Raw genomic sequence first — 21404 nt, 5'->3', positions numbered from 1 at the left:
AGGTCTAGGATTTGCCTGTATTCAATGTGTCGTATTTCTGGCAATTCTAATCGTTAGCTTCTTCATTTTTGCGCTTTTTGCTACGAGCTACTGTAGCGCCCAAACGGACCGGACCGCCCCACTTATCCGTATTGAAGGCGCTATAGGGCCAGCCACAGCTGACTATGTGACACGTGGCCTCCAATCCGCCCAGGAAGATGGAGCCACGCTTGTCATTCTCACCTTGAACACCCCTGGCGGTCTCGACACTGCAATGCGCACCATCGTCCATGCCATTTTAGCATCGTCGGTTCCAATTGTTGGGTATGTTGCACCGAGCGGTGCCCGTGCGGCTAGTGCCGGAACCTATATTCTGTACGCATGCCATATTGCTGCCATGGCTCCGGGAACCAATCTTGGTGCAGCAACACCGGTTCAGGTAGGTGGTGGTTTTCCCGGATCAGAAGGCTCTGACAACGGCGAGGACGAAGAGACAAGTGCGACCCCGTCCTCCTCCGACAAAGCTATCAGCGATGCGAAGGCTTATATCAAGAGCCTTGCCCAGTTGAGGAACCGAAACTCAGAGTGGGCGGAAAAGGCGGTCAGCGAAGCTGCCAGTTTAACGGCGGTCGATGCTCTTGAGGAAGGGGTCATCGACTTTATTGCCGATAGTCAAACCGATCTTCTTCAGCAATTAAATGGGCGGTCCGTAGAGTTGCCAGAAGGGCAGATTACGCTCAAAACTGATAATTTGACGATTATTCCGGTGGAACCAGATTGGCGGACCGAGTTTCTTTCTGTCATCACTAATCCGAGTGTTGCCTATATCCTGTTTCTTATCGGCATCTATGGCATCGTTCTGGAATTTTACAGCCCAGGTATTTTCATCGCAGGGATCACTGGTGTGATCTGCCTGCTTTTAGCGCTCTACGCCTTTCAGCTGCTGCCAGTCAACTATGCCGGACTGGCTTTAATTCTTGTCGGGCTTGGCCTGATGATTGCTGAAGTATTTGCGCCCGGCTTTGGCGTGCTCGGACTGGGTGGTGCCGTCGCCTTTGTGCTGGGCTCAATCATGCTGATCGACAGTGACACTCCAGAACTGGAGGTATCTCCTATGCTGATTGGGTCGATCGCAGCTGTTAGTGCCGGCGTTTTTCTCGTCATTCTTTATCTTCTTATGCGCTCCAAGGGCCGTGCCGTCGTAACAGGGCGGGAAGAAATGCTCAGCAGTAAAGCCGTGGTTTTGGACTGGAATGGAAGAGAGGGGCACGTCAGAGTTCATGGTGAAGTATGGCAGGCAACAAGTACAACGCCTTTAAAGCCGGGCCACACTGTCGAAGTATCGGCTATTGAGGGGTTAACCCTCACCGTCTCTCCCCTTAAAAGTGAGGACCAGTCATGAACGAACTGTTTAACTATTCCTGGACTTTGACTGTACTGATTCCACTCTTGATTGTTTTCTCGTCATTGAAGATTTTGCGGGAGTATGAGCGAGGTGTGATCTTCCTGCTAGGGCGTTTCTGGAAAGTGAAAGGTCCAGGTTTGATCATCGTTCTTCCAGGTATCATGCAGATGGTTCGGGTGGATTTGCGCACGCGCGTCTTGGACGTGCCTGAGCAGGACGTAATTTCGCGCGACAATGTCTCCGTCAAAGTCAATGCCGTCGTGTATTTTCGCGCCGTGGATGCTGAACGGGCGATTATACAGGTTGAAGACTTCCTTCAGGCGACCACCCAACTGGCTCAGACAACGCTGCGCTCGGTTGCAGGTCAGCATGAGCTTGACGAAATGCTCGCATCGAGAGATCGGTTAAACGCTGATATTCAGCGTATTCTGGATGAACAGACGGAAACCTGGGGTATTAAGGTGTCAAATGTGGAGTTGAAGCACATTGACCTTGATGACCGCATGATCCGGGCAATCGCAAAGCAGGCGGAAGCAGAGCGGCTACGTCGCGCCAAGGTCATCGATGCGCAGGGCGAACAGCAAGCGGCGGAAAAGTTTCTAGAAGCCGCCGGAATTCTCTCTCAAAACGATCAAGCTATGCAGCTGCGTTATCTGACAACCCTGCAGACAATCGCGAGCGATAGAAGTAATACGATTGTCTTTCCAATGCCAATGGAACTGATAGGCGGACTTATCGCAAAGGGTCCTGCCGAAGAGCAAAAATAAGGCAGTGTTTCTGAGTTATGCCAACAGGAATGTGTCTCTCAAGGGCTCAACTACAGTTGGTGGAAGGAGTTTCTAAAGCTGCGTTATTGCGTCCGGGTTCGACCCCAGAAGTAACTTTGGGATCTCTGATGGGCAACATTCTGGAGACTACAGGTGCCCCTAAAATCAAGGGTGGAGCAGGTCAGGTAGTCGCAACATATGAAAAAATATTACAGGGTGCAATTGGGGAAGTGCGAGGATAATCCTCACGATAAGTGATTAAGTTTAAAAGTAGAGATAGTGTTGCCCCGTATCGAGGGCTGGATCTTAAAGAAGTCTCGTTTCATAGATTGCACAACACTTTACATAAGCTTTCTTCATCTCTTGATGGATACCGTTGTTGCTCGCGGTGCTTTGCTAGAAATCCATCTTGGTGAAGGTGACGATGAGATTGACGCTGAAGGTAATGGTGCAACCATTCTTGGTGGTGCAGGCAACGACTTGATCAAAACCTATCATGTTGGCATAGATGTTGATGGTGGCGCCGATAACGATACCATCATAATGGACAATAAAAGCTCAGAGTCTACAGCACATGGCGGAGAAGGGGATGATACTATCATCGCCATGGGCCGTGATTCAGGCGTTACAGGTAGTCTGGGTAATGACACCATTGAGATTGCCGGGACAAACTCTGTATCGCTTGGGAATGAGGGAAATGATACAATCACTTCCACTGGCCTAGACGCTGCAATTGGTGGTGGCGCTGGCAACGATACCATTCTGTCATATGGAGTAAACGCTAATATTGATGCAGGGGAGGGGAGCGATACAATCGCAATTGTTAGTGGTACTGTGACGGTCCAGGGCGGCGCTGGTGACGACTCCATGTTTCATTTTGAAAACGGTTTCGCTGTCATCACGGATTCAAGCGGAACTCAGGACTTCGTCAAGTTTCAAAGTACAGTTGCCGCAGATATTGCGTTTTTCAAATCCGGCAATGACTTGATGGATTCATCTGCAGCAGATTTTGAAGACGGCCAAGTTAACACCGGCATCATTCTGCAAGACTTTTACGTTAGTGATGAACACGTGGATTTTATCATCGGTAGTGATGACCTCGCCTACACTCTAAGCGAGTTCCTAGTTTAAAAAGCGGTAGTACACACTCAGGCTGCTGCCTGAGTGTGTTCGCTCAAGAAGGAAAAAGCTTATATGTCGAGTGAAATACAGGCATAAAAACACCGTTGGAAGCGTCGAGTACCTCTGTTGGGTTAAATAGTTCTCTGAAATCAGCACCACCTTTGTATAATTGCTTTATGTCATCTAGTGTTTTGTTAGGAAAGTACTGAGAAATATCCTCAAATAATCCATTGCTATCCAAGAAATCAAATTTGTACTCTGAATCATCCATCTTTTTTTGTGCCGCTATCCAGGAACTATATTCCCTGTCCTGGTTCTCTTTCAAATGCTCATAATAGGCTTTATCTTCTGCCGTTTCAGCCATTCTCATCAGCACTGTTAAGCTGTCTGATCCAGACACGTGTCTGGCGATTCTTGTAGAGATGCTTTCTTCATAATTTTCATAACGCATTACTGCCATGTCTAGTCGTCTTAAAGACGTTTCAAAGTGCTGTTGCGTGTACTCTATTTGCCTATTTCTGAAATCAGGTTGAGCCATAAGATTATCAAAAGATGTTGGAGATACGGATACTGGTTGTGCGTTCTTTATTGAAACGCCGGCTCCGGTAAAATAATGGCTCATGTGGTCAATCTGCATTAGTCTTGCCTATATTATATTTGATTAAAACAAATCCAATGCAATAATCAGGCCAAATATAAACTAATTAACCAATTGAATTACTTAGATATTTTGGAGTTGCTCTTAATAGGTGAGCATGTAGATTTTGCCTATAGGTAATAATTGCAATCAATTGAGGGCGTTTGTCGGAGATGATGAGGTTACCCTAAATCGGATTGTGGGTATTTGACAGGCCAGCAACTATGTGAATGAGAGCACGCCATGGTTCTTCGTTCAGACGGCCAATGGTACGGCGTATTAGAAAATAGGTAACTTCTGAGGTCCTGGTATCGTTGCGCAGAACGGGCATATACCTCTATCGGCATTGTATGCACCAAAAGTAGTATTTATAGGATTGTTGATCTTTGTCACACCGTCCTTGATGACAAGTTTCTCTAAGTTAAGATCGTTAGACAAGAAGAAATTATTTGCAGCCTTGGCATAATCAAAAGGATCTGTGATACCGAAGTCGCTGCTATGTCGCTCCGCATGATCTTTTTGTTTGTCGGCGACGCCTTATGGACAGATCAATTTGAGTAAGGGAGTGTTTTGGCCCATGATCACTAGATTAGGAGTGAACAATGGGGCGATACACGAGGACCGCCAGCGCTGCAGCTGAGAAGGCGGTTAAAGACATCCGGCGCAAGACCCGAAAGCGCTATTCCACTGAAGACAAGATCCGTATCGTTCTGGCTGGACTACGCGGTGAGGACAGTATTGCCGAGTTGTGCCGACAAGAGGGCATCTCACAGGGGCTTTACTACAGCTGGTCGAAGGAGTTTCTGGAAGCTGGTAAGAAGCGACTTGCTGGTGATACGGCCCGTCAGGCCAGCACCGGTGAGGTCAAGGTGCTGCGCAAAGAAGCACGCGATCTCAAGGAGGTGGTCGCCGAACAAGCTCTGTAGCTGCGGCTTCTTCAAAAAAGCATGCTCGAGGATGGGGGAGACGACGAATGAGATATCTCGCCCACGAGAAGTTGGAGATTATCCGGTTGGTTGAAGGATCACATCAGCCAATCAAGCGCACGTTGGAGCTGCTGGATATTCCACGCTCAACGTTCTATGTTTGGTATGATCGCTATCTGGAAGGCGGCGTTGAAGCGTTGGAGGACAGAGTTTCACGTCCCGCCAAGGTCTGGAACCGTATTCCCGATGAGATCAGAGCGCAGATTATCGAGATGGCGCTAGACGAGCCAGATTTGTCACCACAAGAGCTCGCGGTCCGCTTAACAGACACAAAAGGCTATTTTGTTTCAGAGGCTTCCGTCTATCGGTTGCTGAAAGCACAGGACCTTATAACCTCACTGGCCTATGTGGTCATCAAGGCCGGTGATGAGTTCAGGGACAAAACCACGGCTCCAACTCATCAGTGGCAAACTGACTTCACCTATTTTAAGATCATAGGCTGGGGGTGGTTTTATCTGTCCACCGTGCTTGATGATTATTCCCGCTACCATCATTTCCTGGAAGCTGTGCACCACAATGAAAGCCAAGGACGTCACCGACACTCTTCAGTTGGCGCTCAATGCCTCATGCAGCGAGCAACCAAAGGTGCTTCATCGACCGCGCCTGCTTTGTGATAATGGCTCATCCTATCTGTCCTCAGGTCTGGCCGAATGGCTGGAGGAAAAAGATATGAAGCATGTCAGGGGTGCTCCTTATCATCCGCAAACCCAAGGCAAGATCGAACGCTGGCATCAAACCATGAAGAACCGCATCCTGCTCGAGAACTATTACATGCCAGGGGATCTGGAAGCCCAGATTGAAAGGTTCATCGATTACTATAATCACCACCGCTATCACGAGAGCGTCCGGCGAACCCGATCTATCTAACTTGAATAGCTTCAGTTACGCTGCTTTTGCAGCGTAACACCATGGCATGAGGTCGTTGATGCGATTGATCTTATGATCAGCGATCTGAGCCAGCACCTAAGTGAGCCATGCATGCGGGTCGACACTGTTAAGTTTGGCTGTTTGTATGAGTGTATAGGTGATGGCCGCAGCTTTGTCGCCTGCTTGTGACCCCATAAAGAGATAATTTTTTCTTCCTAAAGCCAAAGCCAAAGGCTTCATGGCGCGTTCGGCTGCGTTGTTGTCCAGCTCCAGGTGTCTGTTATCCAGATAGGGCAGTGCCTTTGGCAGGCGAGTGAGTGCATAGCGGATTGCTCCGGCGAGCGCGGATTTGCCGGATATTCTGGAAAGCTGGGCATGCAGCCAGTCTTCCAGATCATCGAATACGGGTTTGGCCTGTGCCTGTCGGAGTTCCACCCGCTCCGGCGGTGGTTTCCCGCGAACCTGTTTCTCGATCTCTAAAGTCTTGCGATCCGTTGGATCGCCTCTCCTGCAACGCTTGAGCCTTGAGAAGCATGGATATCGACGAACTTGCGGCGAATGTGCGGCATGCAGGCCATTTCTCTGGCTTTATCTTCCCCGAATAAGCCGTTGAACCCGGCATAGCCATCGGCATGGATCCAGCCCTTGTAGCCCTTCAAGTGGCCTTGCGGATTCTCCCCCTTACGATCAACGGTGAACTGGCACCAGACCAGAGGCGCTGCTTCTCTTGCAAAGGGCCGCTCATCTCTCACATAAGCCCAGATGCGAGCAGTTTTTGTCTTCTTGTTGCCCGGAGCCTGAAGTTTGACTGGCGTGTCATCGGTGAATACCGCGCTTCCCTGTCGGACCAGGCGCCAATGGCATCAGCCAGCGGCTCCAGCAGGGCGCTGGACCGGCCAACCCAGTCGCTCAAGGTGGAGCGACCCAAATCAATATTCTCACGGGAAAAAATCTGGGACTGGCGATAGAGCGGCAGGTGATCACAAAACTTCGAGACCAGAACATGAGCCAGCAGGCCCGGTCCTGGACGTCTGCGCTCGATTGGCCTGAAGGGCAGCGGGACTTGAACAATCCTCTCGTATCCCGAACACGACAGGCGCGGAAGAAGTGTCTGGTTCACAACAAAGTGATCCGGAACATATTCCAGCTCTTCGGTAACATCCTCGCCAAGCAACTTCAGCGCCCCGCCACACTGCCGGCAATTGTCACTTGGAACCAGTACCGTATCATTACGCTCCAGATGCGCTGGCAACGGTTTGCGGCTGTGCTGGCGCTTTTCCTTTTCGTCTGGATATGAAACTGGATTGCACTGTTCCTCAACAGCATCGGCAATGGTTTTGTCCTCAGCAAGATTGAGGTGGAGTTGGTCGAGGATTTCTGACTTAGGCCGAACCGGTGCCGATTGGCTCCATGAAGCTGGTGCTTGAGTTGCTCAACCTTCAGGCTTAAAGCCTTGACTTCCTCCGCCAGAAGCTTGTTGACCGCTTTCAGTTCAGTCGGGTCTTCCGGGGTGATACTCAGGTCCTTGAGCATGACTATTTTATACAGGAATTCCCGTATAAAGGTAAGGAAAAACAACTTAAACTATTACGAATATTACCCTATCCGGAGGTGAGAGGCGTCCATGTGCGGGCCGGTGCGCGCCAGTCGATCCCCTCAAGAAGCATCGACAATTGCGCCGCAGAAATATGGGCTTTGCCTTCCTTGGCCGCAGGCCACACAAACCTTCCCTTCTCAAGCCGCTTGGTGAACAGGCACGCGCCCTGGCTATCCCACCAAATTATTTTCAAAAGATCCCCCCCTGCGCCCACGGAACACGAACAGGTGGCCCGAGTAAGGATCCTCCGCCAAAACCTGTTCTGCTTGCGCCGCCAGTGTATTGAAACCCAGGCGCATGTCGGTAACACCCGCCGCCAGCCAGACCCGGGTATTGCTCGGAACCGGGATCATGTGCACAGCTCCCGTAAGATCTGCGCCACCAGAGCAGAGTTGACTGGCCCGCTCAGATGAACGTGATGACCGCCCGCAAGCCGGATTTCAAGACAAAGTGGATCCGCATTGCCCGCAGCGGGCTCAGTATTCGCCATCACTGGCCGTGAAGCGCTCTCCTCGATGACACTGACAGAAACAAAACCTGTTTCAGTTGTGTGCAGTGAACTCCCTTCAGGAGTGGGATTGTAACGGGGATCTTTCAGCCAGTAATAAAGCCGCGCCTTCTTTAAACCGTGCTGCGTGGCAACCTGAGCAACAGGTATGCTGCCTTCCAATGCCTCCTGACAAACTGCCCGCTTGTCATCGTCACTCCACCGTCGCTCGGCTCTATCCTTCATCATTTAAATCCCTGCAGACAAAACTGCCCATGGGATAGCTTAGCAAAAGCCTCACCATTAGGTCGGGTTCACCGAGCGCTTACTCTTGATGGAAGCATTCGGATGTTTAGTACTGGCCCCTCGATGCTGATAACTGCTACTCACTTGCAGGAGTTTTCGCCGGGCAGCGAATGGTAGCAAAGTCCGCACTTCAATTATAAAATCTAACCGCATTGATAGGCAGCTTCGGGTCAATGGACGTCAGTTCAGTATGATAGTTGATTACTGAGTATGAATCTTTATTATCCACTGACACTTGTCCCAAGCATAAAAGCAAACGGCTCTGAGCAAAACTCAAACTAAATTAGTTTTTGCAACAGAGCCTCCAATCATGCTTGTGTCCCGTGTTAGGAGCTGGCTTGGGCTTTCATCTGCGTTACAATATCGGCCAATTTAGACATCTCTTCAGTGCATCCGGCATTGGCTTCCAGGATTTTCTCGATGGTTTCAATGGTTCTGAGGAAGTCATTTGAATATACGTAAGCTTCGCAATGCTCTAGCAAAAGCTGCAGCAATTCAGGCTGACTGTAGTAAGCCGCTGTCTCAAGGGAATTCATAAATGACAGCCCTGAATCGGCACGTTTGAATGGTGATGCTCCCGCCCTCAGAAGACAGGATACCCCCTTCCTGTTCCCCATTTGAACCGCAGCCATAAGCAGCACCTCACCACTGGGGCCAAGAGGGCTATTGATATCAATAGCTTTTCCTAAATCAAACCAGATCTGATCGATATCAACCTCATCAGTAGAGGTATTGCCATGGATCGCATTATGATGTGAATAACAAAAGACATCATCTAGCCCGTCAAACAGCAAACTCAGAAAATAACTTATCTGATGTTCAGGTGGTATATTCACATTCAAGGGCTGCACTATATGTTTACCGTCCTTGATTTCCTCAATCACAATCTGCTGTGACTGAACAGACCAGTAAATAGTGCGATGCTCGCGCGTATAGGCGATAGGCAACAGACGATCACCTGATAAAAGGCAATCAAAATCGATATTTTCTGCGTTTGTGAGGCCAAAGAAGTGACTGATATGAGACAAGCGATAGTTCCAGTAAAAGCATTCTTTATTCGGTCTGCCGCCGTTAAAGCGCTCAAGAAACTCTGAAACATATTCCTGAGACAGCGCATATTTCTGCGCGTATTCCGGGAGTCTCTCATCAAACCCACCGCGTTCAAAAGGCTTAATTTCCAGTTGGTTTTGATGCAAAACCGTCTGAAGCAATGATGCTGAATAGAGTGGATCATCATCCTTGACATCGTCAAAACTTTTGAGATTGTCCTTCATAAACGTGAGCAACCTGCTGAAAAGCGGGCTTTCAGGGTGCTCCTCACAGATATCGGCCACAAAAGCCAGTGGAGTTTTGCCTTGCAGATGCGTTGAGCGGATAAGATGCAAACAAACACCCTTTTGCTCTGCTTGTAAAAATATATGGCTCAAAGATTGGAGGATGTCCTTCCGATCATCTAAGCTTCGATTGACCCAAAATGAATCCGAATGGTAGTTAAGGTAATATTCCCAGATTGCAATATTCTCAGATCGTTTGCGGAATGTTGTCCAATCAAACCCGTGGTCTTCCAAAACCTTAACAGTTTGAAATTTTCTGGGAAAATACGGTATCTCTTCGACTTCAACATCATTTTTAAGCAAAAGTTCAAGCACAGATGCCTTATCTTCGCGGATTGCCAACTGGATACAAGATATGCCAAATTCTAGTCGGACTGTGCTTTCACGCAGTACGGGATCTTCATCATCCAGATATTTTTGAATGCGCTCAAGGTTTTCATCCCAAATCGGGCGCCAATATTCGGAATGCGCGCTCCCAGATGCAATACGTTGCATGAGTGCGTTCGAAAACGCGCCAAAACTATCAGAAATAAGCGTTAACTGGTTTTCAACTTCAAGGGACTGATTGGCAAACTCCCAAAGGAATACACGGCCTTTCTGATCCAGAAGAACCAGACAACGATCCTCATCTAAAGCAATGGGAACGTGCCCCTTTGGCAAGCTGTCTTTGTAGTATTCACATGCCTGTAAAATTGTCCCCAGTTGATCTGCGCGACCTGGACAATATGCATGTACAATGAGCGATGCTGTGCCAATTAGGTTTGTTAAGTAAAGTTCTTCACTCGGCAGCTTTCCATACTTCAGGGCAAATAAAAATTCCCCTGGGATTTCTCCCCCAAACCAGTGTTTGAGTGCTTGCAGCTGATTGGCATCTGGATGCATTTCATCCGGGACAATTGTGAATTCTCCTGTACCAAATGCATGTTCTTCAATCGGGCTATCAGCCAGAGGCAGATAGGTTTCTTTGTATCTCTGTACCAGATATCCGCGTAATTCATGCTCCAGATATGCTGCGGCATTGTCTTCATCAAAAAAATCAAAAAGCTGATAGGTTTCACCAAGGTGCATATGAACTTGAGTTCCGTTTATCCAAGCATATATGGGCGGTTTATCCTCAGCGTGGGGGCAGCGTAGTTCAATGGCTATTGTATCATCAAATGAAAATCGGGAAACGGATTTATCTTGCATTATAATTATCCGGCAATACGAATATCTGAAACAGTAAAATCTTTGCTGGCACTATGATAGACAGCATCGCAATAACAATAATGTCCCCCATATACCTCTTCCACATCCTCAAGCGAAACTTCAAATTTCACATCTTCCAGGTCTTCAAGACATTCCAGTTCAAAGCTCCATTCGTAAATCTGGAAGTTGGATTTGAACGTTTTCTCGTCAAAAACCTCGTGTTCTGACCAGTGTAAATAGGAACTGTCGCCTCTTTCTTTTTTTTCTGCTTCTGTCAGTCGTTGAAGTAAATAACCCTCTGGAAGCCTTTGATAGTCTTCTAAAATATTTTCGATCTTACCGATATATGTATGAAAATCAGAAGGTTCGGCATCGATGGTTAGTTCAATTTCAAACTGTTCAGAGCCTCGTTTGAACTTTGCCTTCCATTCTTTCCTTCTGGTGTCGAAACAAAAAAGCATGCCGAGTTTCTGGCTAAAATAATCTTTCACCCCTGCCTCTCATAGATCCTGATTTAAATTCCAATTTTGGGTCTAACTCCCCCATCTTCAAGAGGAAGCCTGCTTCAGCATCAAGATAGATGTTTGATCGTGCAATACGACAAAGGCAGGCACTACACCCTCTATCATCGCTACCACATAATTTTGATTATCAAATATCGCTATAATGTGCTGCGAAGTAATATTCGTCTACGTGTCAGGGAACCGTCCATCAGCTCTGTGCTGAAAATGCGTTGAGATAATCGAAGGGAGTCTTTCTGGCTCAATTGCTAAAACTCACTCGGTCTGAGCAAACAAGCAATCATCTGAAGAACGTGAAAACAAGTCAATCAGGCGTATCAGATTGAAAACCAAAACCATTTACAAGGTGGCAGCAGAGTCCGCCGAGATGATTTAAAGCCTTCCAGGCGGATTTTGGGAAAAGTCAGGGCCGACAGGCAGGGCAGCCTTAGGTTCCATCAACTTAATCTGAGTTTGACCGCAAGAGCTTTCTCCTGAGGCATTTTAGGCATCAAGCGTTGCAGCCTGTTTCCATTCTGTGAAAGCGTTGATGCGATGAAGGTGAATGTCGGTGCGAGGACTATGGTCCCAGTTCCGATCAGTTACAAACGTCACCGGCTCCCGCCTCAAATCATCGCTCTGTTGCTTGGCTTTACCATCGCTTTTCGCTCAACCTGCGCGAGGTCGAAGAGGTGCTACTGGAGCGGGTGTTATCCTGTCTTATGAGACCATTCGCAACTGGTGGAATAAGTTCAACCCTTGATGGAAACACGTGAATGACCGCATTTGGCCCATCTGTATTAGACCTGATCAAAATCCTTATCTGATATGCGGAGGTGTTAACCGCCAATCTTCAAAATGGTGCTCTGCCTATGATCTACGGCCGTAATCTAATATGATTATGATACTTTATTACACGCCGACAGTTTTCAAAAGCGCGGAGCTTCTTGCTCCGCGTTTTTTGCTTAAGAGAGCCAATCTCGGCTTTATTTGTGGGAGAGTAGTAAAAGTTTATGCTGAAATCGTCGGTATTGTAACCGGTTTGCGAGTGCTAAGCTGGCTAACTCGTCATGTTAGAGTGAAGTATTTTTGACGCCAATTTTTCTAAAATGCTATAAAAAGGACGATGCAGCGGTAAATATTCTGAATAATAGTCCTGGCTAACGGTTCCGGGTTTGCTGTCTCTTAGAAGATACCACATAGCGCTTTTGCTCATCAATCTAAGAGAACTCATCATCTCTGTTATCTGGTCCTGAAATTTCTACATTTCTGCTGCTGTAATCGTATTGCAAAGTGACTCTAGTCCGTGAGCTGATCCTCCTTCAAAGAGATGATGCGCGCAAGCTTACATCTGATTCTGGGATCAAAAATTCCAATCTGGCTGGCGTTGACTAGAATGGGGCTGACATTTTTTTGATGGACACGAACGATGAACCTGTGCTCGGGTTTGTCCTCTAGGCGAAGTAAAAAGAAGCGTTGCAAATGCTTGTACGATTGAAAGCTAGAGCGTGAGCTGCAATCCTGACAATGGGGTCAATAATACTAACAGGAGCTATCTCTCGTGAAAGATGAGTCCAATTGAGCATACTGTTGGCATTTTTGTGGCAACGGAACTATGTTTTTAGTTAGTTCCTTGACTGTAACTAGCGGCTGCCTTGTCACCAGCAAATGCCATACTTTCTAATTTCATCTGGATAGATGCGATATTTATCACCCTCCTACATGTGCTGAAGGGAGGGATCTCTGTTGCCGTTTTTACCCTTGACCTTCCAGTCACTGGAAGGATTAGAGTGACGGACACTAAGTTAAGCAGTGCCAGAAGGAATAAGGAAAAGTGGTGCTGTTTTCTTGGGCTTGGAGGGATTTGGTTGGGATGGTGAGTATCCCGGCGGTAGCAAAGCACCTTCAGGTCTGAATAGTGTTTAGTAAATCAGGACAGGACCGATGCGTCGTGGATACGCGGTTGTGGCTGGGCTTGCGATTGTAGCAAGTGTTTCGGCTGGGCTAGGGATCTTTATTGGAAGTTCGATGGACTGGACTTCTGACAGGTCAGGCAGTGCTGAAAGTGAAGTTCTATACTGGGTTGCGCCGATGGACCCGAGTTTCCGGCGTGATGCACCTGGAAAATCTCCCATGGGGATGGATCTTGTTCCTGTTTATGCCGGGCAAGATGCTGAGCAATCCGGGAGTTCTGTTGTGTTGTCTCCAAATGTGATTAACAGCATCGGTGTACGCACGGCCACCGCCAGCGTTGAGCCTATCTCAGAGAAAATCGAAAGTGTTGGGTTTGTTGGCTATGACGAGCATCGTTCCAGCCAGGTTCACTTACGTACGGAAGGGTGGATCAAGAAGCTCAACATCCGTGCAATTGGTGATCCCGTTGAGAAGGGAGATTTGCTTTTCACTGTCTATGCGCCAGAGGTGACAGTTGCGAGTGCTGATCTGATCCGGGCTGTGCGCCGGAATGATAAGCAAACCGAGCAAAACATCCGAATCCAGCTTCAAAATTATGGTATTGATGACGCCCAGATTGATGAGATGGCTCGGGCGAATACTCCGGCCAGGGTCTTCAAGGTGTATGCTCCTCAATCCGGCGTAGTGACCACATTGGAAGCGGCGGATGGCATGTATCTACAGCCGGATTCCATAGCACTTACTTTGTCTGATATGTCTTCTGTGTGGTTGATGGTGGATGTATTTGAGCAGGACATTGCCCGCCTGAGCAAAAACAGCGATGTGCTTGCGAGCTTTGAGCATCTGCCCGGGCAAGTGCTTGAGGGTCGTATCGATTATATCTACCCGGAATTGGATGCGGTGACGCGCACTCTGCCGGTCCGTCTGCATTTTGACAACTCAGAGGGTGTTTTACGTCCGAACATGTTTGGCCGCGTAACCATCATCCCATCTGAAACGCGACGTGCATTGACAATTCCAGCCAGCGCGCTGATCCGCACAGGTTCATCTGATCGGGTTATCCTGCAAACTGAGGAGGGCACGTTTCAGCCACGCATGGTGACGCCGGGCCTGACGGGGCGTTTTGGAGGAGGAAGCAGGACCGAGATCTTACAAGGGCTTGAAGCAGGGGAAGAAGTCGTAACCTCCGCTCAGTTTCTGATTGATAGTGAGAGTTCACTCTCGGCGGGCATGATCCGCATGTCTTCTGCGCAAGACAGTCCCATCTGGGTTAATGGCACAGTGACCAATTTTGATGCTGAGACAAACTCCGTCACCATTCGACATGATGCCATTGAGGAGTTGCAGTGGCCGGCGATGGAAACAACGTTTGCGGTCCGTGCAAATCTGAAGAACCAGGCATTCCAATATGATAGGCCTATTGAGTTTGCTATCTCAAAGGGGTCTGACAAGCGCTTCAGCCTTGTCGATCTGCGAGATGTCAAAGATCAGGCTTCAAAAACAGCACCTGCTGACACGGTGGGGGCCGATGAAAAATGATTGGCTCCATCATACGTGCATCCATCAGGAACCGCGTGATCGTGCTCATGGCCGCTGTGATGCTGACACTTGGTGGCATCTGGGCGTTGAAAGAAACACCGGTTGATGCAATTCCGGATCTGTCTGATGTGCAGGTCATTATCAAAACCCCTTATGACGGACAGGCCCCTCAGGTCATTGAGGATCAGGTAACCTATCCGATTGCCACGGCCATGCTGTCAGTGCCAGACGTGATCGACGTGCGCGGGTTCTCGTTTTATGGCGATTCCTACGTCTATGTGGTCTTTAAAGACAGTACAGACCTTTATTGGGCCAGAAGCCGGGTGTTGGAATACCTTGCTCAGGTTGGAGCCCAACTGCCTGAAGGCGTTACGCCTGAACTGGGTCCAGATGCGACAGGAGTTGGCTGGATTTTTCAGTACGCCCTGATTGACCGAACCGGTCAACACGATCTGGCACAGCTGCGCTCCTTGCAAGACTGGTGGTTGAAGTATGAGCTTCAAACTGTCAGCGGCGTGTCGGAAGTGGCAACCATCGGCGGTATGGTCAAGCAGTATCAGGTGGTCGTTGACCCCAACAAACTACGAGCCTATGGCGTGACATTGCCTGCTCTCATGAGCACGATCCAGAACGCGAACCGTGAGACCAGCGGCAGTGTGATTGAGATGGCAGAAGCGGAGTACATGGTCCGTGCAACCGGGTACATCCAATCTATTGAGGATCTTGAGCAAATCCCGATCAAGGTGAATGAGCGTGGTGCAGCTCTCACCCTGAGTGATGTGGCAGACATCCGCCTTGGTCCGCAGATGCGCCGTGGTGTGGCTGACCTGAACGGCGAAGGCGACTCTGTTGGGGCCGTCGTCATTATGCGCTGGGGCGAAAACCCGCTGAGAACACTAGAAGGTGTGCATGCCAAGCTGGAGGAGCTGAAACCGAACCTGCCTGAAGGTGTGGAGATTGTGACCACCTATGACCGGGCTGGGGTGATTGAGCGAGCAATTGATAACCTGACCACCAAACTCTCAGAGGAGTTTCTGGTCGTGGTTCTGGTGTGTGCAGTGTTTCTCCTGCATCTCAGATCTTCATTGGTCATTTTGATTTCGCTTCCTCTTGGCATTTTGACGGCACTGCTGGTGATGCGTCTGCAAGGGGTGAATGCGAACATCATGTCCCTTGGCGGGATCGCAATCGCTATTGGAGCGATGGTTGACGCGGCCATTGTGATGATTGAGGCCATGCATCGACGGCTTGAGAAGGAACCAAACCCCGATAAGAACCGCTGGAAGATTGTCGCCGAATGCTGTTCCGAGGTTGGACCAGCTCTGTTCTATTCACTGGCGATTATTACCATCAGCTTTCTGCCGGTGTTCGTGCTGGAAGCGCAGGAAGGGCGCCTGTTCAAGCCGCTTGCGTTCACCAAAACCTATGCCATGGCGGCTGCGTCCATTCTCAGCATTACGCTTGTGCCAGTGCTGATGGGATATTTCGTGCGAGGACGCATTCATCCTGAGGCGAAGAACCCGGTCAATCGATTGTGCATCGCCTTGTACCGGCCCGCACTTGCAGGCGTGATTGCCTGGCCCAAAACAACGATCATCTTTGCGCTGGTTCTGGTTGCGTCCATTCTTGTGCCGCTGAACCGGATTGGGTCTGAGTTCATGCCGGAGTTGAAGGAAGGTGACTTCCTTTACATGCCGTCGCTGTATACCGGTGTCTCTATAGGTAAGGCGCGTGAGGTGCTTCAGCAGACGGACCGTATGATCATGCAGGTGCCTGAGGTAAAGACCGTTCACGGCAAACTTGGACGCGCTGAAACAGCAACAGATCCAGCTCCACTGACCATGTTTGAGACCACCATTCAGCTCAAATCGCAAGATCAGTGGCGCGAAGGGATGACGCTTGAAAAGATCCGGCAGGAGCTGGACAAGTCAGTTCAGGTTCCCGGCCTTACAAACGTCTGGATTCAGCCGATCAAGAATCGTATTGATATGCTCGCAACTGGCATGAAAACGCCTGTCGGCGTCAAAGTGTCGGGGCCGGACCTGCAGGTCATTCAAGACATTGCAGTGAAGATTGAAGGCCTCGTGAAAGGCGTTGAGGGGACTCTGTCCTCCTACGCAGAGCGACCAAGAGGTGCCCGCTTTATAGAGATCGACATCGATCGGAATGCAGCCGCTCGTTACATGTTGAATATCAAGGATGTTCAGGATGTGGTGCAAACCGCGATTGGTGGAATGGATATCACTGAAAGCGTTGAGGGTTTGGAGCGATACCCCATCAATCTGCGCTATCCGCAGGATTGGAGAAGTAGCCCGGATCAACTTGAGAAACTCCCTGTTGTGACACCATCAGGTGCGCATATTCCGCTTGGAGCTGTCTCTGATATCAACATTGTTGACGGCCCTGGAATGATCCGCTCAGAGAATGCGCGACCAACAGGTTTTGTTTTCATTGATATCGAGGGACGAGACCTTGGCGGTTATGTCAGCGAAGCACAAGAACTGGTCGCTTCCGAAGTTAAAATCCCCGCTGGCTATTCGATCACATGGTCAGGACAGTATGAGTATATCGAGCGTGTTCAGGAACGCTTGCAACTGGTTGCACCGGTAACATTGTTGATCATTACCCTGATGCTTTTCCTCGCATTCAACCGCGTGGGTGAAGTGGCAATCATCTTGACCTCCCTGCCAGTCGCGCTGACAGGCGGTGTCTGGTTTGTCTACACCTTAGGGTTTGACTTGTCGGTTGCCGTACTGGTCGGTTTCATTGCGCTGGCAGGCGTGGCTGTCGAAACAGCCATCGTAATGCTGTTGTACCTGAACCTTTCCTGGGACAAGCGCGTGGCGTTTGCCAGGAAAGAACACAAGGTCCTCACCGCAAAAGATATCCTTGATGCTGTTGTCGAGGGTGCCCTGTTACGATTGCGGCCAAAAGTGATGACCGTGGCAACCATCTTTGCCGGGTTGATACCGATCATGCTGGGCAGTGCAACAGGCTCAGAGATCATGAAACGGATTGCAGCCCCAATGGTTGGCGGCATGATCACCGCAACACTGCTGACACTCTTCGTTATTCCGGCAATTTATGTGCTTTGGAAGAGAGCCCGACTATCTGCCTTGAATAAAATCACCGCAGAAGAAGCCAGTGAAAGTCTGGAGAAAACAAAGACTAAGTGATGTTTGACTGTCATTTACCTGATGGCCAAAGTCTTTTCATTTTCCTGATGATTTTAGTCTTGACCTTCCAGTCGCTGGAACCCTTAGGGTGCCTTCAATAGACAATGAAATGGTGAAATTATGTCCCACAGTTCAACACTGAAAATGCAAGTCGAAGGCATGAATTGTGCGTCTTGCGTCGGTCGTGTCGAGAAAGCACTCAAGAGTACTTCGGGTGTGGCGAACGCCTCTGTCAATCTTGCAACAGAAAGCGTACAGGTCAATTACGATGAGACCCTCACGCCGCAAGATGTGGCCGATGCGCTTCAGAAAGCTGGCTATCCAGCGCTCACAGAAAGCATCACCTTTGGTGTTGGGAACCTGAACTGCGCGTCTTGTGTGGGACGAGCTGAAAAGGCTTTGCGAGCCGGAAATGGTGTTCTGGAAGCCAATGTTAATCTGGCAACAGAAAGTGCGACAGTGCATTATGCAGTGGGGGCGATAACACCCTCCGCGATTGCTGAACTGGTCACCTCAGCAGGGTATCCTGCTACATTGGACAAGACCGAGCCTGCTGAAGCGGCTCACCGCAAAACAGATGAGATCCGTCAGCTTAAGAGCAAGGTGTTGCTCGCTGCCGTGCTGGCACTTCCAGTTTTTCTTATCGAAATGGGAAGTCACTTCATTCCCGGCGTCCATATGCTGGTTGAGAACTCACTTGGTTTGCAGAACAGTTATTACTTGCAGTTCGTCCTGACGACTGTTGTGCTCTTTGGACCGGGCCGACATTTCTACACCAAGGGCTTTCCGTCGCTCTTAAAAGGTGCGCCGGATATGAACTCTCTGGTCGCGCTTGGAACTTCCGCCGCTTATGTATTCTCTCTCGTTTCAACTTTTGCGCCGCAGTTGCTCCCGGCGGGAACCGTAAACGTCTATTACGAGGCCGCTGCTGTAATTGTCGTCCTCATCTTGCTAGGCCGCTTTCTGGAGGCACGTGCCAAAGGCAGGACTGGTGAGGCTATCCAGAAGCTCGTTGGCATGCAGGCTAAAACCGCGCGTGTTGAGCGTGATGGTGTGGCGACAGAAGTCCCGATTGAAGAGATCATTGTCGGTGATGTCATTCAGGTGCGCCCAGGTGAAAAGATCGCCGTGGATGGTGCCGTTGTCTCAGGTTCTTCCTTCGTGGATGAGAGCATGATTACAGGTGAGCCAATCCCGGTTGAAAAGACCTCTGGTGATGATGTTGTCGGTGCAACAATCAACGGCACAGGTGCCTTAAGCGTGCGTGCAAGCAAAGTTGGCAATGATACCGTTCTCTCACAAATCATTCAGATGGTGGAACAGGCTCAGGGTGCCAAGCTGCCAATTCAGGGATTGGTCGACAAAATCACGTCGTGGTTTGTGCCAGCCGTGATTACTATTGCGATCCTCACCGTTGCTGTGTGGTTCTTGTTTGGTCCTGATCCCGCGCTTAGTCTTGCTTTGGTTGCCGGTGTTGCTGTGCTTATCATCGCTTGCCCATGTGCCATGGGGCTGGCAACGCCAACATCCATTATGGTTGGTACAGGCCGCGCGGCTGAACTCGGTGTTTTATTCCGCAAAGGCGATGCGTTGCAGATGCTCCAGGAAACCAAGGTGGTTGCCTTGGATAAGACCGGCACGCTCACTGCCGGACATCCGGAACTGACAGATATTATCCTGCAAGAAGGTTTTGAGGAGGACGATGTTCTGCGATTGGTCGCAGCTGTTGAGCAAAGCTCCGAACACCCCATTGCAAAGGCGATCGTGCAGGCCGTCGAAGAACGTGGCATTGCGCTTCCAAAACCAGAGAGCTTTAACTCCTTGACCGGATTTGGTGTTAGTGCGGTTGTGCAAGGGCACGATGTTCTGGTTGGTGCAGATCGCTTGATGGACCGTGAAGGCATTGCACTGGAACAGCTTTCTGTTGATGCAACCGTACTTGCAACTAGAGGAAAAACCCCGCTTTACGTTGCTATTGATGGAAAAATTGCAGCGGTAATTGCAGTTGCTGACCCAATCAAGAAAACAACTCCGGATGCGATCAAGTCCCTTCATGGGCTTGGCTTGAAGGTTGTGATGATCACGGGTGATAACCAGAAGACAGCCAACGCCATTGCAGCCGAACTTGGTATCGACAGCGTGGTTGCCGAAGTTCTGCCTGACGGCAAAGTCCGTGCGCTGGAAGACTTGCGTAAGAACGCTTCCGGTAAACTGGCCTTCGTGGGCGATGGCATCAATGATGCGCCTGCTTTGGCAGCAGCAGACGTTGGTATTGCGATTGGAACTGGCACTGATGTGGCAATTGAAGCTGCGGATGTCGTTCTGATGGCAGGAGATCTGAACGGTGTGGTCAATGCGTTCCACATCAGTCAGCAAACCATGCGCAACATCCGCCAGAATCTGTTCTGGGCATTCAGTTACAATACACTGCTGATCCCGGTTGCTGCTGGCGTGTTATTTCCATTCGGTGGCCCGCTTCTGTCTCCTGTACTGGCAGCAGGTGCTATGGCACTTTCAAGCGTGTTTGTCTTAACCAACGCTTTGCGGTTACGCTGGATCAAAGCAACAATTGCGCATTAAGAGGGATGGAACGACGATGAATATTGGCGAAGTAGCAGAACGCTCCGGCATCCCGACCAAGACCATCCGTTATTATGAGGATATTGGGTTCCTTCATCCCAAACGGAATGAAAACGGCTATAGGATCTTTGAGGAAACGGAGCTGCACAAGCTAACATTCATTGGCCGTGCCCGTTCTCTCGGGTTCAACATCGAAGAGTGCCGGGCCTTGCTGGCACTCTATGAAGACAAAGAGCGCGGTAGCTCTGACGTCAAAAAGATCGCGCAACAACACGTCAAAGAAATCGAGGCTAAAATCGCCGACCTCATCGCCATGCGCGACACACTCACCCACCTCATAACCGCCTGCGCCGGCGACCACCGCCCCGACTGCCCAATCCTTGATAATTTGAGTAACGGGAAGGGGGAAGTAGCGGGTGGTTAGCATTCACACTTCAAGTGGCCAGGGGTTTGGAGGGGCGGCTGGCTATGTAGGCGGCTATGGCGCACATCATGAGGGCGACTGCTACGGCGAGCAGGATTGTTGGGTGAGACATTTTCAGGAACATCAGGTAGCCAAAGATAAGGCCTGTGAAGGCAAAAAACTTTGCTCTTTTGGGGATGACTTTATGTTCCTGCCACTGGATGACACTTGGTCCGATCTTTGGATGTGTCAGGATCCAGTTTTCCAGGCGCGGGTTGGACTTTGCAAAGCAACCTGCTGCAAGGATGAAGAAAATCGTTGTCGGCAGCAATGGCAGAAAGATGCCAACAATCCCTGTGGCCACAAGGGCTAATCCAAGCGTCATATAGAATAGCTTCTTCACAGAGAGCTCCACTTCCGGCAAGCATGATATGCCTTATACGCCGTGTTGGTGAGTGCTGACAATAGTGGGAGTTTGGCTATTGGCGCATCAACCGGCGACCATGGCTAACATATCCACCCTCTTAGATGAGAAGCATGAATTCTTTTTCAAGAGGAACTTGCAAAACCGACAAAATACACTAGTTCGTAAAGAAGCACGGATATACCTGCGCCTT

The 21404-nt window shown here is 49.5% G+C and carries 15 protein-coding genes and 4 pseudogenes; 9 read left to right on the top strand and 10 right to left on the bottom strand.

The features are described from left to right. The first annotated feature begins 166 nt into the window (after positions 1-166). The 3 genes from PsW74_RS15555 to PsW74_RS15545 all read left to right on the top strand — a co-directional run bounded on the left by PsW74_RS15555 (position 167) and on the right by PsW74_RS15545 (position 3282). The gene (locus PsW74_RS15555) at positions 167-1381 is read left to right on the top strand and encodes a nodulation protein NfeD (RefSeq protein WP_206599934.1); all 1215 of its coding nucleotides are present in this window, start codon (positions 167-169) and stop codon (positions 1379-1381) included. Continuing rightward, positions 1378-2151 (top strand): slipin family protein, encoded by a 774-nt coding sequence (locus PsW74_RS15550; RefSeq protein WP_063288863.1) that lies wholly within the window; start codon positions 1378-1380, stop codon positions 2149-2151. The genes PsW74_RS15555 and PsW74_RS15550 overlap by 4 nt, the downstream gene beginning before the upstream one ends. A gap of 282 nt (positions 2152-2433) precedes the next feature. Beyond that, entirely contained in the window at positions 2434-3282 is an 849-nt protein-coding gene (locus PsW74_RS15545) for a calcium-binding protein (RefSeq protein ID WP_153041708.1), read from the top strand. A 43-nt stretch (positions 3283-3325) separates the two neighbouring features. Here the strand turns inward: PsW74_RS15545 and PsW74_RS15540 are convergent, their stop codons facing one another. Then, complete coding sequence (locus tag PsW74_RS15540) at positions 3326-3895, bottom strand: hypothetical protein (protein ID WP_193777959.1); 570 nt, start codon at positions 3893-3895, stop codon at positions 3326-3328. A 617-nt stretch (positions 3896-4512) separates the two neighbouring features. On the opposite strand from PsW74_RS15540, the pseudogene PsW74_RS15530 reads away from it, so the two are divergent. Continuing rightward, positions 4513-5742 (top strand): annotated as a pseudogene (locus PsW74_RS15530) (IS3 family transposase); the annotation flags it as partial. Positions 5743-5859: 117 nt separating this feature from the next. On the opposite strand, the pseudogene PsW74_RS30130 reads toward PsW74_RS15530, so the two are convergent. From PsW74_RS30130 to PsW74_RS15505, 8 genes and pseudogenes are all read right to left on the bottom strand, one after another. Next, positions 5860-6614, bottom strand: a pseudogene (locus PsW74_RS30130) (IS66 family transposase). After that, the gene (locus PsW74_RS30125; RefSeq protein ID WP_208988004.1) at positions 6512-6937 is read right to left on the bottom strand and encodes a transposase; all 426 of its coding nucleotides are present in this window, start codon (positions 6935-6937) and stop codon (positions 6512-6514) included. Before PsW74_RS30125 ends, PsW74_RS30130 begins: the two are co-directional and overlap by 103 nt. A gap of 114 nt (positions 6938-7051) precedes the next feature. Further along, positions 7052-7096: pseudogene (locus tag PsW74_RS30120) on the bottom strand (hypothetical protein); the annotation flags it as partial. A 268-nt stretch (positions 7097-7364) separates the two neighbouring features. Then, positions 7365-7574, bottom strand: coding sequence for an IS66 family insertion sequence element accessory protein TnpB (tnpB, locus tag PsW74_RS30215; protein ID WP_343286500.1), 210 nt, complete (start codon positions 7572-7574; stop codon positions 7365-7367). Next, positions 7531-7713, bottom strand: a complete 183-nt coding sequence (gene tnpB, locus PsW74_RS30210) for an IS66 family insertion sequence element accessory protein TnpB (RefSeq protein ID WP_343286499.1) — start codon at positions 7711-7713, stop codon at positions 7531-7533. Before tnpB (PsW74_RS30210) ends, tnpB (PsW74_RS30215) begins: the two co-directional genes overlap by 44 nt. Beyond that, positions 7710-8096, bottom strand: coding sequence for a transposase (locus PsW74_RS15515; protein ID WP_063288859.1), 387 nt, complete (start codon positions 8094-8096; stop codon positions 7710-7712). Before PsW74_RS15515 ends, tnpB (PsW74_RS30210) begins: the two co-directional genes overlap by 4 nt. Before the next feature lie 383 nt (positions 8097-8479). Next, a complete protein-coding gene (locus tag PsW74_RS15510; RefSeq protein WP_153041707.1) occupies positions 8480-10675 on the bottom strand; it encodes a hypothetical protein in 2196 nt (731 codons plus the stop codon). Between the two features lie 5 nt (positions 10676-10680). Beyond that, positions 10681-11166: a hypothetical protein gene (locus PsW74_RS15505; protein ID WP_063288857.1), complete on the bottom strand. Its 486-nt coding sequence runs from the start codon at positions 11164-11166 to the stop codon at positions 10681-10683. A gap of 656 nt (positions 11167-11822) precedes the next feature. Here PsW74_RS15505 and PsW74_RS29775 point away from each other — a divergent pair. The 5 genes and pseudogenes from PsW74_RS29775 to cueR form a co-directional block, all read left to right on the top strand. Then, positions 11823-11935 (top strand): annotated as a pseudogene (locus PsW74_RS29775) (IS6 family transposase); the annotation flags it as partial. 1184 nt (positions 11936-13119) lie between these two features. Further along, positions 13120-14628: an efflux RND transporter periplasmic adaptor subunit gene (locus PsW74_RS15500; RefSeq protein WP_063288856.1), complete on the top strand. Its 1509-nt coding sequence runs from the start codon at positions 13120-13122 to the stop codon at positions 14626-14628. Then, positions 14625-17804 carry an efflux RND transporter permease subunit gene (locus PsW74_RS15495; RefSeq protein WP_063288855.1) on the top strand — a complete coding sequence of 1060 codons (3180 nt, stop codon included), beginning with the start codon at positions 14625-14627 and terminating at the stop codon, positions 17802-17804. Before PsW74_RS15500 ends, PsW74_RS15495 begins: the two co-directional genes overlap by 4 nt. 120 nt (positions 17805-17924) lie before the next feature. Further along, positions 17925-20384: a heavy metal translocating P-type ATPase gene (locus PsW74_RS15490; RefSeq protein WP_208988003.1), complete on the top strand. Its 2460-nt coding sequence runs from the start codon at positions 17925-17927 to the stop codon at positions 20382-20384. Positions 20385-20400: 16 nt separating this feature from the next. Continuing rightward, positions 20401-20808, top strand: coding sequence for a Cu(I)-responsive transcriptional regulator (gene cueR / locus PsW74_RS15485; protein WP_063288854.1), 408 nt, complete (start codon positions 20401-20403; stop codon positions 20806-20808). A 10-nt stretch (positions 20809-20818) separates the two neighbouring features. On the opposite strand, the gene PsW74_RS15480 is transcribed toward cueR, so the two are convergent. Continuing rightward, positions 20819-21172 carry a YbaN family protein gene (locus PsW74_RS15480; RefSeq protein ID WP_057466196.1) on the bottom strand — a complete coding sequence of 118 codons (354 nt, stop codon included), beginning with the start codon at positions 21170-21172 and terminating at the stop codon, positions 20819-20821. Positions 21173-21404 lie beyond the last annotated feature (232 nt).

Source organism: Pseudovibrio sp. W74 (genome assembly GCF_001623085.1).
In the GTDB taxonomy this organism is placed as follows: Bacteria; Pseudomonadota; Alphaproteobacteria; order Rhizobiales; family Stappiaceae; genus Pseudovibrio.
The sequence above is the reverse complement of the archived record's forward strand: the minus strand, read 5'-3'. Positions and strand labels throughout refer to the sequence as shown.

What these genes read in the sequence shown, in the direction of transcription:
- PsW74_RS15550 (WP_063288863.1), top strand. Translation starts at nt 1,378, where the DNA reads ATGAACGAACTGTTTAACTATTCCTGGACTTTGACTGTACTGATTCCA.
- PsW74_RS15540 (WP_193777959.1), bottom strand. Translation starts at nt 3,895, where the DNA reads ATGAGCCATTATTTTACCGGAGCCGGCGTTTCAATAAAGAACGCACAA.
- tnpB (WP_343286499.1), bottom strand. Translation starts at nt 7,713, where the DNA reads ATGATCCCGGTTCCGAGCAATACCCGGGTCTGGCTGGCGGCGGGTGTT.
- PsW74_RS15515 (WP_063288859.1), bottom strand. Translation starts at nt 8,096, where the DNA reads ATGATGAAGGATAGAGCCGAGCGACGGTGGAGTGACGATGACAAGCGG.
- PsW74_RS15510 (WP_153041707.1), bottom strand. Translation starts at nt 10,675, where the DNA reads ATGCAAGATAAATCCGTTTCCCGATTTTCATTTGATGATACAATAGCC.
- PsW74_RS15500 (WP_063288856.1), top strand. Translation starts at nt 13,120, where the DNA reads ATGCGTCGTGGATACGCGGTTGTGGCTGGGCTTGCGATTGTAGCAAGT.
- PsW74_RS15495 (WP_063288855.1), top strand. Translation starts at nt 14,625, where the DNA reads ATGATTGGCTCCATCATACGTGCATCCATCAGGAACCGCGTGATCGTG.
- PsW74_RS15490 (WP_208988003.1), top strand. Translation starts at nt 17,925, where the DNA reads ATGTCCCACAGTTCAACACTGAAAATGCAAGTCGAAGGCATGAATTGT.
- cueR (WP_063288854.1), top strand. Translation starts at nt 20,401, where the DNA reads ATGAATATTGGCGAAGTAGCAGAACGCTCCGGCATCCCGACCAAGACC.
- PsW74_RS15480 (WP_057466196.1), bottom strand. Translation starts at nt 21,172, where the DNA reads ATGACGCTTGGATTAGCCCTTGTGGCCACAGGGATTGTTGGCATCTTT.